The sequence below is a fragment of the Modestobacter sp. SYSU DS0904 genome (genome assembly GCF_054051115.1).
In genome coordinates this window covers 28,084-41,881 of record NZ_JBJHAQ010000016.1, presented here as the reverse complement: position 1 = coordinate 41,881, position 13,798 = coordinate 28,084, and the positions used below count along the sequence as shown (strand labels likewise).

The following is a 13,798-nucleotide window of genomic DNA, read 5'->3' as shown; positions in this document are numbered from 1 at the left end:
CGGTAGGTGCAGGTGCGGTGATGGCGGGGTGTGCAGTTGTGGGTGGTGCGGTGGCGCGGTCGGTCAGTGCGCGGCGGCGGGCTCCACCAGCTCGACCAGCACGCCGCCGGCGTCCTTGGGGTGCACGAAGTTCACCCGGCTGCCGGCGGTGCCGCGGCGCGGTGCGTCGTAGAGCAGCCGCAGGCCGCGTTCGCGCAGCGTCCGGGCGGCGGCCTCGACGTCGGTCACCCGGAAGGCCAGCTGCTGCAGCCCCGGTCCGGAGCGGCCGATGAACCTCGCGATCGTCGACTCGGGGGTCAGCGGGGCGAGCAGCTGGATCCGGGTCTCCCCGTCGCCGACGGCGAGCATCGCCTCCCGGACGCCCTGCTCCTCGTTCGTCTCCTCGTGCACCGAGTGCACGCCGAACGTGGCGGCGTAGAAGGCGATCGCCGCGTCCAGGTCGGGCACCGCGATGCCCACGTGGTCGATGGTGGTGAACATCCCGGCGGGCAGCCGGCTGTGCGCGTCGTCGGGCACGGCATCGGTCATGCGGCGCATCCTGCCGGGACACCCACCCCTGCGGGACCTGGTTGTGGCCGGGGTCACGTCCGGTGCGGGCGGGCCCGGTGCCCGCGTGGTGCCGGGGCACCGGCCGGGGGCCCTATCCTCGACGGCACCCGCAGCGGCGCGGTGAGGCTGCGCCGCCACCTCGGAGCAGGCCGCCAACGGCGGCGGCCGGAGCCACTGGAGGCCCCGATGAGCCAGCCCGCACCCACCCGCTCCGTGATCGTCGGCGGCGCCCGCACGCCGATGGGCCGGCTGCTGGGCTCGCTGAAGGACTTCAGCGCCGCCGACCTCGGCGGCGTCGCCATCAAGGCGGCCCTCGAGCGCGCCGGGATCACCGGCGACCAGGTCGACTACGTGATCATGGGCCAGGTCATCCAGGCCGGCACCGGGCAGAACCCCGCCCGGCCGGCCGCGGTCGCCGGCGGCATCCCGATGTCGGTGCCCTCGTTCACGCTCAACAAAGTCTGCCTCTCCGGCATCGACGCCATCGCCCTGGCCGACCAGCTCATCCGGGCCGGGGAGTTCGACGTCGTGGTCGCCGGCGGCATGGAGTCGATGACCCGGGCGCCGCACCTGCTGCCCAGCTCGCGCACCGGCACGAAGTACGGCGACGCCACGCTGGTCGACGCGATGGCGCACGACGGCCTCACCGACACCTTCGACCAGGTCGCCATGGGCGCGCTCACCGAGCAGGCCAACAGCCGGTACGGGCTGACCCGCGAGGAGCAGGACGCCTTCGCCGCCGCCAGCCACCAGAAGGCCGCGGCCGCGCAGAAGAACGGCCTGTTCGACGACGAGATCACCCCGGTGCTCATCCCGCAGCGCAAGGGCGACCCGATCGAGTTCCGCGAGGACGAGGGCATCCGGCCGGACACCACCGCCGAGAGCCTGGCCCGGCTCAAGCCGGCGTTCGCGCCCGACGGCACCATCACCGCGGCGTCGGCGTCGCAGATCTCCGACGGCGCCTGCGCCGTCGTGGTCATGTCCGCGGCCAAGGCCGCCGAGCTCGGCTGCACCGTGCTGGCCGAGATCGGCGCGCACGGCGTCGTCGCCGGCCCGGACGCCACCCTGCAGACCCAGCCGTCCCGGGCGATCGCCAAGGCGTGCGCCCGCGAGGGGATCGACCCGGCGGAGCTGGACCTGGTCGAGCTGAACGAGGCGTTCGCCGCCGTCGGCATCGTCTCCACCCGCGAGCTGGGCATCGACCCGGAGCGGGTGAACCCCAACGGTGGGGCGATCGCGCTGGGCCACCCGGTCGGGATGAGCGGGGCCCGGATCGTGCTGCACCTGGTGCTGGAGCTCCGCCGCCGCGGGGGCGGGGTGGGGGCGGCCGCGTTGTGCGGTGGTGGCGGTCAGGGTGACGCGCTCGTGCTCAGGGTCCCCGCCGCGGCGTGAGCGACCCCGAGGCCACCGCGGTCGCCGCCCCGGCCACCGGGGCGCTCGGCCGGCGCGGCCGGCGGGCCGCCGACGTCCCCACCCTGGTCGCCCGCGCCCGCGAGGGCGACGCCCGGTCGGTGGCGCGGCTGATCTCGCTGGTGGAGGACGCCAGCCCGCTGCTGCGCGAGGTCGCGGCCGCGCTCGCGCCGCACACCGGGCGGGCCCGGGTGCTGGGGCTGACCGGGCCGCCCGGGGTCGGCAAGTCGACGACGACGACGGCGCTGGTGCGGGCCTTCCGGGCCACCGGACGGCGGGTCGGGGTGCTCGCCGTCGACCCCTCCTCCCCGTTCTCCGGCGGGGCCCTGCTCGGCGACCGGGTGCGGATGCAGGACCACGCCGGCGACCCCGGGGTCTTCATCCGGTCGATGGCCTCGCGCGGCCACCTGGGCGGTCTGGCCTGGGCCACCCCGCAGGCGCTGCGGGTGCTCGACGCGGCCGGCTGCGACGTCGTGCTGGTCGAGACGGTCGGGGTCGGGCAGTCGGAGCTGGAGGTCGCCTCGCTCGCGGACACCACGCTGGTGCTGCTGGCGCCGGGGATGGGCGACGGCATCCAGGCGGCCAAGGCCGGGATCCTCGAGGTCGCCGACGTCTTCGTGGTGAACAAGGCCGACCGGGACGGCGCGGACCAGACCGTGCGCGACCTGCGCGCGATGCTCTCCCTGGGCGGCCGGCACGCCGACGCCGGGGCGTGGCGGCCGCCGATCGTGAAGACCGTGGCCAGCCGGGCCGTGACGTCCCCGGACGGCGACCACGGGGTGGACGACGTGGTGGCGCGCCTGGACGAGCACGCCGCCTGGCTGGAGTCCTCCGGCGAGGGTCACCGCCGCCGGGTCACCCGGGCCGCCCGCGAGGTCGAGGCGATCGCCGTCGCCGGGCTGCGCGAGCGGATGGGGGACGTCGGCGGCTCGGCCGCGCTGCCGGCCCTGGCGGAGCGGGTGGTGGCGGGGGAGACCGACCCGTACCAAGCTGCGGACCAGCTCATCGCGCACCTCTAGGACCCGACGGGCAGGATGGCGGCGTGAACGGGACCCCGGACGCCGTCGTCGTCGGAGCCGGCCCGAACGGGCTGGCCGCCGCCCTGCGCCTGGCCGCGGCCGGTCTGTCCGTGCGGGTGGTGGAGCGCGGTGACCAGCCCGGTGGCGGGCTGCGCACCGAGGAGGTGACGCTGCCCGGCTACCGGCACGACATCTGCTCCACGGTGCACCCGATGGCGGCCGCCGCCCCGTTCTTCGAGGAGTTCGACCTGCCCACCCGGGGGGTGCGGCTGCTGCAGCCGGAGGTCGCCTTCGCCCACCCGCTGGACGGCGGCCGGGCGGCGGTGTCGGTCGGGTCGCTGACGGAGACCGCGGCGGGGCTCGGCGTCGACGACGCGGCGTGGCGCCGGCTGTTCGGACCGCTGCTGCGGCAGGCCCCCGAGATCGTCGACTTCTTCCTGACCTCCGCCTTCCGCCGCCTGCCCACCCGCGGGATCACCGGGATCACCCGCTTCGGGCTGCAGGCGCTGCCCAGCGTCGGGCAGCTGGCCCGCGCCAGGTTCGACGGCGAGGAGGCGCGCGCGCTGATCGCCGGGGCTGCCGCCCACGGCATGCTGGAGCTCTCCCGCCCGCTGACCGCCGGGCTCGGGATGATCCTGGCGATGCTGGCCCACCACCGCGGCTGGCCGGTGGTCGAGGGCGGCTCCCAGGTGCTCGCCGACGCCATGGTCACCGCCCTGGAGCAGCAGGGCGGGGAGGTCGTCACCGGGCACGAGGTCACCGACCTGCGCGAGTTCGCCGGGGTGCCCGCCGTCCTGCTGGACACCACACCCGGGGCCTTCGTGGCGATGGCCGGCAACAGCGTCCCCGACGGCTACCGGCGCTGGGTGCACCGGTACCGGCACGGTCCGGGCGTCTTCAAGGTCGACTGGGCGCTGTCGGAGCCGGTGCCGTGGACCAACCCCGACGTCCGGCGGGCCGGCACGGTGCACGTGGCCGGCACCATGGAGGAGACGATCGCGGGGGAGGCGGCCCCCGCCGCGGGCCGGATCACCGACCGGCCCTACGTCCTGGCCGTGCAGCCGACCGTCGTCGACCGCTCCCGGGCGCCCGAGGGCGGCCACGTCTTCTGGGCGTACGTGCACGTGCCGCACGGCTCGACGGTGGACATGACCGAGGTGATCGAGGCCCAGGTCGAGCGGTTCGCGCCCGGCTTCCGGGACACGATCCTGGCCCGGCACACCATGCACGCCGGGGAGATGGAGCACTGGAACCCCAACGACGTGGGCGGGGACATCTCCAACGGTGAGGCGTCGCTGCGGCAGATGCTGTTCCGGCCGGTGCCCCGCTGGAACACCTACAAGACGCCGATGACCGGGGTCTACCTCGCCGGTGCGGCCACCCCGCCCGGCCCCGCCGTCCACGGGCACTGCGGGGACAACGCCGCCCGGGTGGCGCTGCGCGAGGTGTTCGGCGTCCGGCAGGCCCCGCCGCTGCGCCCCGCGCCGGCCGCCTGACCTGCTGCGCCGAGTGTCGAGTCGTCGACATGTCGACCCGGTCGGAGGGGGCGACATGTCGACACTCAGCGGGTGAGCTCCGCGGCGATCCGGGCGATCAGCTGCTCGGGTCGGTGCAGGTCGGCCGCGGTGACGAACAGGACCCGCCAGCCGGCGGCGAGCAACCGGTTCAGCCGGCGCCGGTCGGCGGCGAACTGGCCGGGCTCGGCGTGCCAGAGCCCGTCGTACTCCAGCGCCAGCCGCTGCGCCGGCCAGGCGAAGTCCACCCGGGCCACGAACACCGGCCCGTCGTGCACCGCGTGCTGCGCGACCGGGCTCGGCAGCTCGGAGCGGTGCAGCAGCAACCGCAGCCGGGTCTCCTGGGGGTGAACCGGCCAGGCCATCGGCCAGCGCGACGGCGGCCCGGGCCCGCCGGCATCCTCGACCGCTGGTCGCCGCGGCCATCGCCCGGACGTCCCCGAGGTCGACCAGGCCGGCGGCGGCGAGCTGGTCGATGAGCACGACGGCCTCGTCCACGGGGCGCTCGGCGCCCAGCGACACCGCGGTCCGCTCGGGTGTGGTGACCGCGACACCGCGTCGACGGGTGAGGTCCTCGGGGCGGGTGCGCGCCCGGTGGACCCGCACCCCGGCCACCACGCTGGTCGGCGTCCCGGGCGGCACGGTCAGCTCGACGTCGTCCTCCGGGCCGGCCGCGTCCAGGCGCCACAGGACGGCGGCGCTGGCTCCGGTGACGACCGCGCCCGGCAGCAGCACCGACGCGGCGGCCACCGCCCGCAGCTCGTGGGTGACGGCCAGGTCGGCGCAGGCGTAGACGTCCCGGAAGAGCCGTCGCCAGGCGCGGCTGTCCAGCTGCCGTCGGGTGACCAGGCCGGCCCGGACCGCCGTGGTGCCGCGGAACACCCGTCCGCGCAGCTCGGGCGGACGGTGCGCGGGGACGACCACCGGGCGAGCCTGGCCGATCGTGCGTCCCGACCGTCCGCGCTGTCCACAGCCCCGGCGTGAGCGCTCGCCGGGTGTCGACCAGTCGACATGTCACCTCGTCGACAGGCGTCGGCAGCTCGGCACTCGACGGGCGCGGTCGGTGGCCGGGGCCCGGAACTACGCTCTGCGGTCATGGTCCGACCCCTGGGGCTGCCCTTCGACCCGATCGAGCGCGCGGCCCAGACCTGGGCGGAGCGGTTCGGTCCGGCGGCATCGATGCGCGCGGCGACGTCGGTGTTCCGGGTGCAGCAGATCCTGCTGGCCCGCTTCGACGAGGCGCTGCGCCCGCACCGGCTGACCTTCGCCCGCTACGAGGTGCTGGTGCTGCTGACCTTCTCCCGGACCGGGCAGCTGCCGCTGAAGGTGATCGGCAGCCGGCTGATGGTGCACCCCACCAGCGTCACCAACGCGATCGAGCGGCTGGTTGCCGCCGGCTACGTCGAACGGCGCCCCAACCCGGCCGACGGCCGTGGGGTGCTGGCCGCGATCACCGACGCCGGCCGGGACGTCGTCCCGCTGGCCACGGAGGCGCTCACCGGTCAGGACTTCGGCCTGGCCGACCTGCCCGAGCACGAGCTGGACACCCTCTTCGCCATCCTCAAGAAGGTGCGGCTGGGCGCGGGGGACGTCGCCGGCGACTGACCCGCCCGGAGGGTGGCCAGAAAGTAGTTGGACGTCCTAGCATCTGTGCATGACCGAGCCCGCGGGCAGCGATGCCCGCCAGCGTTGGCAGCAGCGGTACGAGTCGGCGCTGGGCGCCGGGCGGGTGCGGGAGGCGGACTTCACCACCCTCTCGGGGATGGTCGTCGAGCCGGCCTACGGGCCCGCCGACGAACGCGCCGTCCCGGGGTTCGAGCGGATCGGCTGGCCGGGGGAGTTCCCGTTCACCCGCGGGCTGCACCCCACCGGCTACCGCGGCCGGCTGTGGACCATCCGCCAGTTCGCCGGGTTCGGCAACGCCCGGCAGACCAACGAGCGGTTCCGGTCGCTGCTGGCCGCCGGCGGTGGCGGGCTGTCGGTCGCCTTCGACATGCCGACCCTGATGGGCCGGGACTCCGACGACCCCCGCGCGCTCGGTGAGGTCGGGCACTGCGGGGTCGCGGTCGACTCCGCCGCCGACATGGACGCGCTGTTCGAGGGCATCCCGCTGCAGGACACCACGACGTCGATGACGATCAGCGGCCCCGCCGTCCCCGTGTTCTGCATGTACCTGGTCGCCGCCGAGCGGCAGGGCGCGGACATCTCCCGGCTGGACGGCACGCTGCAGACCGACATCTTCAAGGAGTACACGGCGCAGAAGGAGTGGCTGTTCGCTCCCGAGCCCCACCTGCGGCTCATCGGTGACCTGATGGAGTACTGCGCCGCGGAGATCCCCGCCTACAAGCCGGTCTCGGTCTCCGGCTACCACATCCGGGAGGCCGGCTCGACGGCCGCGCAGGAGCTGGCGTACACGCTGGCCGACGGGTTCGGCTACGTCGAGCTGGGGCTCTCGCGCGGCCTGGACGTCGACGTCTTCGCGCCCGGCCTGAGCTTCTTCTTCGACGCGCACATCGACTTCTTCGAGGAGATCGCCAAGTTCCGGGCCGCCCGGCGGATCTGGGCCCGCTGGCTGCGCGACGTCTACGGCGCCCGGACCGAGCGGGCCCAGCAGCTGCGCTTCCACACCCAGACCGCCGGCGTCTCGCTGACCGCGCAGCAGCCGGAGAACAACATCGTGCGGACGGCGGTCGAGGCGCTCGCCGCGGTGCTCGGCGGCACCAACTCGCTGCACACCAACGCCCTGGACGAGGTGCTCGCGCTGCCCAGTGCCAAGGCGGCGCAGATCGCGCTGCGCACCCAGCAGGTGCTCGCCGAGGAGACCGGGGTGGCGAACGTGGCCGACCCGCTGGGCGGCTCCTGGTACGTCGAGGCGCTCACCGACGCCCTCGAGGCCGAGGCGGAGGAGGTCTTCGCCCGGATCCGGGAGATGGGCTCCGACGGCTCGATGACCAGCGGCATCCTGCGGGGCATCGAGGACGGCTGGTTCACCGGGGAGATCGCGGAGGCGGCGTTCACCTACCAGCGGGCGCTGGAGAAGGGCGAGAAGAAGGTGGTCGGGGTGAACACCCTCACCGATTCGGTCGAGGAGGGGGACCAGCTGGAGATCCTCCGGGTCAGCCACCAGGTCGAGCTCGACCAGCGGGCCGAGCTGGAGACGCGGCGGCAGGCCCGCGACGACGCCGCCGCCCGCGCCGCGGTGGCCCGGATGGTGGAGGTGGCCCGCACCGAGGAGAACATGGTCCCGGCGATGCTCGACGCCGCCCGCGCCGAGGCCACCCTCGGTGAGATCTGCGACGCCCTCCGCGCCGAGTGGGGCACCTACACCGAGCCCGCCCGCTTCTGAGCGAAGCCCGGAGGGCTGAGCCGGGATCGCGGCCGAGCCGGGATCGCGGCCGAGCCGGGGACGAACCGGGCCGGGGACGAGTACGGATGACCCGTCCGCGAGGACGGTCCGTGCTCCCGGCGCGGGGCCGGAGGCTCCCGCCGGGATCACGGGCAACGGCTCAGCGCAGCCGGGGCACGGCACCTGGCCGCGGTGGGAGCCCGGTAGGGCGACAGTGAGAACAGTGGGATGATCGTGGGCATGCAGCCGAACCGCCCTGCTCGTCCCGCCGCCCCGCGCGACCCCCGTGCCGCCGCCCAGCAGGCGCAGGTGGCCGCCTCCCTGGCCGGTGCCGTCGACCTCGCCGCGGTCAAGGCGCGCAGCGAGGCCGCTGCCCGGGCGCAGACCGCGCCGCCGCCGTCGGCGAGCACGCCGGCCGGAGTTCCGGGCAGCGCCGTCGTCGACGTCACCGAGGACACCTTCCAGTCCGAGGTCCTCGACCGCTCCTTCCAGGTGCCGGTCGTCCTCGACCTGTGGGCCGAGTGGTGCGGCCCCTGCAAGCAGCTGTCGCCGGTGCTCGAGAAGCTGGCCACCGAGGGCGGTGGCTCGTGGGTGCTGGCGAAGGTCGACGTCGACGCCAACCAGGCGCTGGCCCAGGGCCTGCGGGTGCAGGGCATCCCCGCGGTCAAGGCGGTGTGGCAGGGCCAGCTGGTGGCCGAGTTCACCGGGGCCATCCCGGAGGACCAGGCCCGCCAGTTCATCACCGAGCTGGTCGCCGCCACCACCGGGGGAGCGGCACCCGGCGCCGAGGGCGACGCCCCCGCCGAGCCGGAGGACCCGCGGCTGGACGAGGCCGAGGCCGCGCTGGACCGGGGTGACCTCGCCGCGGCCGAGGCGGCCTACCAGGCGATCCTCGACGCCGAGCCCGAGCACCCGGTCGCCGGGCTCGCGCTGCGCCAGGTGCAGCTGTTCCGCCGGGCCGAGGAGGCCGGACCGGATGCGCTGACCGCGGCCGACGCCGCGCCGGACGACGTCGACGCGCAGCTCCGCGCCGCCGACCTGCTGCTCGGCACCGGCAACGTGGACGCCGCCTTCGACCGGCTGCTGGACGTCGTCCGCCGCACCGCCGGGGAGGACCGCGACCTGGCCCGCAAGCACCTGGTGGAGCTCTTCGGCGTGGTCGGCGACGACGACCCCCGGGTCGGCGCCGCCCGCCGCGCACTCACCCTCGCTCTCTACTGAACCCGCCTTCCTCAGCGGGTGACCTGATCACCCGCTGAGGAGAGGCCGGCGTCAGCGGTCGAGGGCGCAGGCTGCCGGCCCCTCGAACACCCCGGTGCGGAAGACGTCGACCAGCTGGAAGCCGGTCAGCTGGGCGTCGGGGAGGACCTGCGGGTCGGTGGCGTACTCGAGCAGGAACGACACGCTCTCGTCGACGTCGCCGGGGGAGATGCTCAGCACCGTGCTCTCCTCGTTGAGCACCGATGCGGTGAACGCCCCGGACAGGCAGACCGCCGAGCTCAGCGCCTCCTCGCCCTCGGTGGACAACCCGAGCTGGTCGCGGCCGGCCAGCCCGTAGGGGATCGCCACGGCGGTGAGGACGGCGTAGTCGCCGCCCTCCTCCGCCGCGTACAGCGGCTCGGTCAGCTGCGCCTCGTCGAAGGCGACGGTGTCGTCGCCGGGGCAGTACACCAGGTCGACGTCGGCTCCCGCGCCGTCGCAGGACGGGGCCCGGCCCGAGAAGGGCTCCAGCGTCGGTGGCCGGAAGACCTCCCCGCGCTCGGCGAACACCTGCTGCCAGAACTCGCCCAGGCCCTCCGGGAGGAACTGGCCCACGGTCTGCTCGTAGGGTGCGTCGCCGCCGGAGAGCGCGTCGTCGTCGTCGCGGAAGGCGCCCTGGGTGTACGGGCGGTCCGGGCCGAACCCGTCGCGGCAGGCCGTCGGGCCGTCGTCGAAGCCCTCCTGGAACGCCGAGACCCGGTCGAAGTAGGAGCCGTGCGCCTCGCCGGCGTTCAGCCCGGTGCCCACCGGGTCGCGCAGCAGCAGGTAGCCGCGCAGCACGTCGTCCAGCTCGGCCGGGCGGATCGAGTTGTGCGGCGCCTCCCCGTCGGCGACCCACCGGGTCCAGGCGCCGGCGAAGCAGTCGGCCTGGGTCTCGATCGCGATGGAGGCCTGGAACGGGTAGCCCACCCGGCCCTGCACGGCGTGGCCGAACTCGTGGGCCATCACCAGCGCGGGGATGAAGCGGCCGTAGCCCTCCGACCCGCCGGTGCCGAAGGCCAGCTCGTCGAGGAAGGCCCGGTCGTACTGGATCGCGTCGCTGTTGCGGTACTGCTGGCTGGGCCCGCAGTAGAAGGCGTTGTCCTCCACCGCCTCGGGTGGCTCGCCGCAGCCGATCTCGCCGCCGGGGTAGGCGGCGGGGTCGATGTCCGCGGGGTCGACGGAGTAGTAGCCGCCGCTCAGCGGGGTGAACTGCTGCTGGTAGACGGGGCCGAACTGCCCGGCCCACCAGGTGTTGAGGTCGGCCAGCGCGTTCCGGGCGATCCGGTCGACCTGGGTGTCGGCGGCCCCGGTGATCGGGAACTCCTCCGGGCTGACGTCGCCGCGCGCGCCGGCCGGCGGGGTCGCGGTGCCCTCGATGAAGGTGACCGCGCACCCGCTGAGCGCTGCCGTCCCCAACGCCGTGGCCAGCACGGCGCCGGCGGTCCGGCGCCACGAGACGGACATCGGTTCCCTGTCGTCCAGGCCACCGGGGCCGGTGGCGGTCCACCCCGCGGGACCGCCGCCCCCTCCGGATCACTCCTGGGGACCGGTCTGCGCCGGCTCCAGCCCGGTGCCCGGGCCCTCGGCGTCGCCGGAGGCCTCGGCGGCCGCGATCTGCGCCTGGTCGGCCGGGGTGCCGGAGTCGGGCAGCTCGGGCTCGGGGCCCTCGTGCACGAACCACACGGTGGCCAGCGGCGGCGCGGTGAGCGTCGCCGACCACGGCTGCCCGTGCCAGGCCTCGGGCACGGCGTCGACGCCGCCGAGGTTGCCCACCCCGGAGCCGCCGTAGCCCTCCGAGTCGGTGTTGACCAGCTCGCGCCAGCGGCCACCGCGCGGCAGACCGACCCGGTACTCGTGGTGCGGGTTACCGGAGAAGTTGGCGACGCAGGCCAGCACCTGACCGTCCTTGCCGAAGCGCAGGAAGGTCAGGGTGTTGCCGCCGGCGTCGTTGGCGTCGATCCACTGGAAGCCGGCCGGGTCGACGTCCTGCGACCACAGCGCCTCGGTGTCCTTGTAGACCGTGTTGAGGTCGCGGACGAGGTCGAGCACGCCGCGGTGCGCCGGGTCGTCGAGGTGCCACCAGTCGAGCGAGCGGCTCTCCGCCCACTCCGAGAGCTGCCCGAACTCCGAGCCCATGAACAGCAGCTGCTTGCCCGGGTGGGCCCACATGTAGCCCAGGTAGGCGCGCAGGCTGGCCAGCTGCTGCCACCGGTCACCGGGCATCTTCCGCAGCAGCGACCCCTTGCCGTAGACCACCTCGTCGTGGCTGATCGGCAGCACGTAGTTCTCCGAGAACGCGTAGACCAGGGAGAACGTCAGCTGGCCGTGGTGGTAGCTGCGGTACACCGGCGCGTTGGCCATGTAGCCCAGCGAGTCGTGCATCCAGCCCATGTTCCACTTGAACCCGAAGCCCAGGCCGCCCAGGTAGGTGGGCCGGGTGACGCCCGGCCAGGCGGTCGACTCCTCGGCGATGGTGATGACGCCGGGCACCTCGCGGTAGACGGTGGCGTTCATCTCCTGCAGGAACGCGACCGCGTCGAGGTTCTCCCGGCCGCCGTACTCGTTCGGCGTCCACTCGCCGTCGTTGCGCGAGTAGTCCAGGTAGAGCATCGAGGCCACCGCGTCGACGCGGATGCCGTCGACGTGGAACTCCTGCGCCCAGAACAGCGCGTTGGCGACCAGGAAGTTGCGCACCTCCGGCCGGCCGAAGTCGAAGACGTAGGTGCCCCAGTCCGGCTGCTCGCCGCGGCGCGGGTCCGCGTGCTCGTACAGCGCGGTGCCGTCGAAGCGGGCCAGCGCCCACTCGTCCTTGGGGAAGTGCGCCGGCACCCAGTCGACGATGACGCCGATGCCGGCCCGGTGGGCGGCGTCGATCAGGTAGCGCAGGTCGTCGGGGCTGCCGAAGCGCGAGGTCGGGGCGTAGTAGGAGGTGACCTGGTAGCCCCACGAGCCGCCGAAGGGGTGCTCGGCCAGCGGCATGAACTCCAGGTGGGTGAACCCGGCGTCCTTGACGTAGGCGACCAGCTCATCGGCCATCTCGCGGTAGGACAGGCCCTGCCGCCAGGACGCCGCGTGCACCTCGTAGACGCTCATCGGCCGCTCGTGCCAGCGGCCCTCGGCGCGGCTTGCGAGCCACTCGTCGTCGCCCCACTCGTAGGCGGACTCGGTGACCACGGAGGCGTTCGCCGGCGGCACCTCGGTGGCGAACGCCATCGGGTCGCTCTTCACCCGCCACTGACCGTCGGCACCGAGCACGTGGAACCGGTAGCGGGTGCCCACCTGCACGCCCGGGACGAAGACCTCCCAGACGCCGGAGGAGCCCAGCGACCGCATCGGGTAGGCGCGCGCCTCCCAGTAGTCGAAGTCGCCGGTGACCTTCACGCCCCGGGCGTTGGGCGCCCAGACGGCGAAGGAGACGCCGTCGACCGGGCCGCCGGGGGTGTCGTAGTGGCGCACGTGCGCACCGAGGACGGTCCACAGCTTCTCGTGCCGGCCCTCGCGGAGCAGGTGCTGGTCGAGCTGGCCCAGCGTCGGCAGCCAGCGGTAGGGGTCGTCGACGGTGTAGGTGTCGGTGCCGCCCTCGCCGTTGGGGTAGACGACCTCGATGCGGTAGTCACCGGGCTGCTGGGGCAGGCGGGCCTCGTAGATGCCGCCGCCGTGCAGCTGGTGCGCCTCGTACCGGGTGCCGTCCTGGTCGACGACCACCACGGCGACGGCCTCCGGGCGCAGCGTGCGGACCGCCCAGCCCTCGGGCAGCCGGTGGGCGCCGAGCACCCCGTGCGGGTCGTAGGACCAGCCCTCGACGATGGCGCGCAGCTCCTCGCCGGACACCTCCCGGCCCGCGGAGGTGGCGTCCGCCGGCACCGAGGTGCTCACCGGCGTCTCCCCGTCGGGCAGCGCCGCGACCAGGTCGGTGGCGGCCGGCTCGGGGACCTCGCTCGGGGCGGGGGGCAGGTCGGTGACCTCGCCGACGACCAGGTCCGCGGTGGCCGTCTCCGCCGTCGTCGGCTCGGCCGCCGACCCGTCGGTCTGCGGCGTCGGGTTCTCGGCCGCGGGGGTCTCGGCTGCGGGGGCCTCGGCCGTGGGGGACCCGGCGTCGACGGTGTCCGGCGCGAGCTCGGCACCGGGCTCGGAGGCGGTCTCGGCCGGGGAGCTGCCGCCGGTGCCGGCGTGCTCGCCGTCCTCGGGCGCCTGCGGGGTGCTCGGCTCGGCCGGGTCGGGGCTCGGCGGCTCGGGCTGGGGAGCCGGGGGGGCGCTCGGGTCGCCCGGCTCGGCGATCGGCGCCGGGGCGACCACCGGAGCCGCGGTGACCTTCTTGGCCGCGGCCTTCCGGGTCCGCTTGGCCGGGGCGGCGTCGCCGTCGGCGGCCGCGGCGGCCTTCTTCGTCGTCCGCTTGGCGGCCTTCTTCGCCGGCGCCGCCTCGGTGGCGAGCTCGGTCTGCTCACCGGCGTCGCCGGCGGCGGCAGCGGCCTTCTTCGCCGGGGCCTTCTTGGCCGGGGCCTTCTTGGCGGCGGTCTTGCGCGCGGCCTTCTTGGCCGGCGCGGCTGCCTCGGTCGCGGTGTCGTCGGTGGCGGCGGCCTCCTGGACGGCGGCCGTCTTCTCCTCGACCCGGCGCAGCAGCTCGTCCCTGCCGGCCGGCTCCGCGTCGGGGGAGCGGCCCTGCGTGTCCTCGGTGCTCATCGGTGTCTCCAGGTGCTTCTCGGTGGTCCGTGGTCGTC

At 74.8% G+C, this 13,798-nt stretch carries 11 protein-coding genes; 7 read left to right on the top strand and 4 right to left on the bottom strand.

The window, feature by feature from the left end:
- Positions 1–63 precede the first annotated feature (63 nt).
- Positions 64–528, bottom strand: coding sequence for a methylmalonyl-CoA epimerase (mce, locus tag ACI79U_RS12195; protein WP_457066996.1), 465 nt, complete (start codon positions 526–528; stop codon positions 64–66).
- A gap of 207 nt (positions 529–735) precedes the next feature.
- Between mce and ACI79U_RS12190 the strand changes: the two genes are divergently transcribed.
- From ACI79U_RS12190 to ACI79U_RS12180, 3 genes are read left to right on the top strand one after another with little or no spacing between them, the layout of a single operon-like run.
- On the top strand, positions 736–1,941 hold the full coding sequence (locus tag ACI79U_RS12190) for an acetyl-CoA C-acetyltransferase (protein ID WP_457066993.1): 1,206 nt from the start codon (positions 736–738) through the stop codon (positions 1,939–1,941).
- Positions 1,938–2,978 carry a methylmalonyl Co-A mutase-associated GTPase MeaB gene (gene meaB, locus ACI79U_RS12185; protein ID WP_457066990.1) on the top strand — a complete coding sequence of 347 codons (1,041 nt, stop codon included), beginning with the start codon at positions 1,938–1,940 and terminating at the stop codon, positions 2,976–2,978. Before ACI79U_RS12190 ends, meaB begins: the two co-directional genes overlap by 4 nt.
- A gap of 23 nt (positions 2,979–3,001) precedes the next feature.
- Positions 3,002–4,474 (top strand): phytoene desaturase family protein, encoded by a 1,473-nt coding sequence (locus ACI79U_RS12180; RefSeq protein ID WP_457066987.1) that lies wholly within the window; start codon positions 3,002–3,004, stop codon positions 4,472–4,474.
- 65 nt (positions 4,475–4,539) lie between these two features.
- On the opposite strand, the gene ACI79U_RS12175 is transcribed toward ACI79U_RS12180, so the two are convergent.
- Positions 4,540–4,857, bottom strand: coding sequence for an endonuclease domain-containing protein (locus ACI79U_RS12175; RefSeq protein WP_457066984.1), 318 nt, complete (start codon positions 4,855–4,857; stop codon positions 4,540–4,542).
- 218 nt (positions 4,858–5,075) lie between these two features.
- Here ACI79U_RS12175 and ACI79U_RS12170 point away from each other — a divergent pair, with 218 nt between their 5' ends.
- The 4 genes from ACI79U_RS12170 to ACI79U_RS12155 all read left to right on the top strand — a co-directional run bounded on the left by ACI79U_RS12170 (position 5,076) and on the right by ACI79U_RS12155 (position 9,059).
- A complete protein-coding gene (locus tag ACI79U_RS12170) occupies positions 5,076–5,285 on the top strand; it encodes a hypothetical protein (protein WP_457066981.1) in 210 nt (69 codons plus the stop codon).
- Positions 5,286–5,587: 302 nt separating this feature from the next.
- Positions 5,588–6,097 carry a MarR family winged helix-turn-helix transcriptional regulator gene (locus ACI79U_RS12165; protein WP_457066978.1) on the top strand — a complete coding sequence of 170 codons (510 nt, stop codon included), beginning with the start codon at positions 5,588–5,590 and terminating at the stop codon, positions 6,095–6,097.
- A gap of 49 nt (positions 6,098–6,146) precedes the next feature.
- Positions 6,147–7,838 (top strand): acyl-CoA mutase large subunit family protein, encoded by a 1,692-nt coding sequence (locus ACI79U_RS12160; RefSeq protein ID WP_457066975.1) that lies wholly within the window; start codon positions 6,147–6,149, stop codon positions 7,836–7,838.
- A 240-nt stretch (positions 7,839–8,078) separates the two neighbouring features.
- Positions 8,079–9,059, top strand: a complete 981-nt coding sequence (locus ACI79U_RS12155) for a tetratricopeptide repeat protein (RefSeq protein ID WP_457066971.1) — start codon at positions 8,079–8,081, stop codon at positions 9,057–9,059.
- 51 nt (positions 9,060–9,110) lie between these two features.
- On the opposite strand, the gene ACI79U_RS12150 is transcribed toward ACI79U_RS12155, so the two are convergent.
- Positions 9,111–10,544 (bottom strand): neutral zinc metallopeptidase, encoded by a 1,434-nt coding sequence (locus ACI79U_RS12150; protein WP_457066968.1) that lies wholly within the window; start codon positions 10,542–10,544, stop codon positions 9,111–9,113.
- A 69-nt stretch (positions 10,545–10,613) separates the two neighbouring features.
- The gene (gene glgB / locus ACI79U_RS12145; RefSeq protein ID WP_457066965.1) at positions 10,614–13,760 is read right to left on the bottom strand and encodes a 1,4-alpha-glucan branching protein GlgB; all 3,147 of its coding nucleotides are present in this window, start codon (positions 13,758–13,760) and stop codon (positions 10,614–10,616) included.
- Positions 13,761–13,798 lie beyond the last annotated feature (38 nt).

Bases quoted from the DNA above. Each gene is read 5' to 3' on its own strand.
- ACI79U_RS12190 (WP_457066993.1), top strand. From the start codon at position 736: ATGAGCCAGCCCGCACCCACCCGCTCCGTGATCGTCGGCGGCGCCCGC.
- ACI79U_RS12160 (WP_457066975.1), top strand. From the start codon at position 6,147: ATGACCGAGCCCGCGGGCAGCGATGCCCGCCAGCGTTGGCAGCAGCGG.
- mce (WP_457066996.1), bottom strand. From the start codon at position 528: ATGACCGATGCCGTGCCCGACGACGCGCACAGCCGGCTGCCCGCCGGG.
- glgB (WP_457066965.1), bottom strand. From the start codon at position 13,760: ATGAGCACCGAGGACACGCAGGGCCGCTCCCCCGACGCGGAGCCGGCC.
- ACI79U_RS12165 (WP_457066978.1), top strand. From the start codon at position 5,588: ATGGTCCGACCCCTGGGGCTGCCCTTCGACCCGATCGAGCGCGCGGCC.
- ACI79U_RS12175 (WP_457066984.1), bottom strand. From the start codon at position 4,857: ATGGCCTGGCCGGTTCACCCCCAGGAGACCCGGCTGCGGTTGCTGCTG.
- ACI79U_RS12155 (WP_457066971.1), top strand. From the start codon at position 8,079: ATGCAGCCGAACCGCCCTGCTCGTCCCGCCGCCCCGCGCGACCCCCGT.
- ACI79U_RS12150 (WP_457066968.1), bottom strand. From the start codon at position 10,544: ATGTCCGTCTCGTGGCGCCGGACCGCCGGCGCCGTGCTGGCCACGGCG.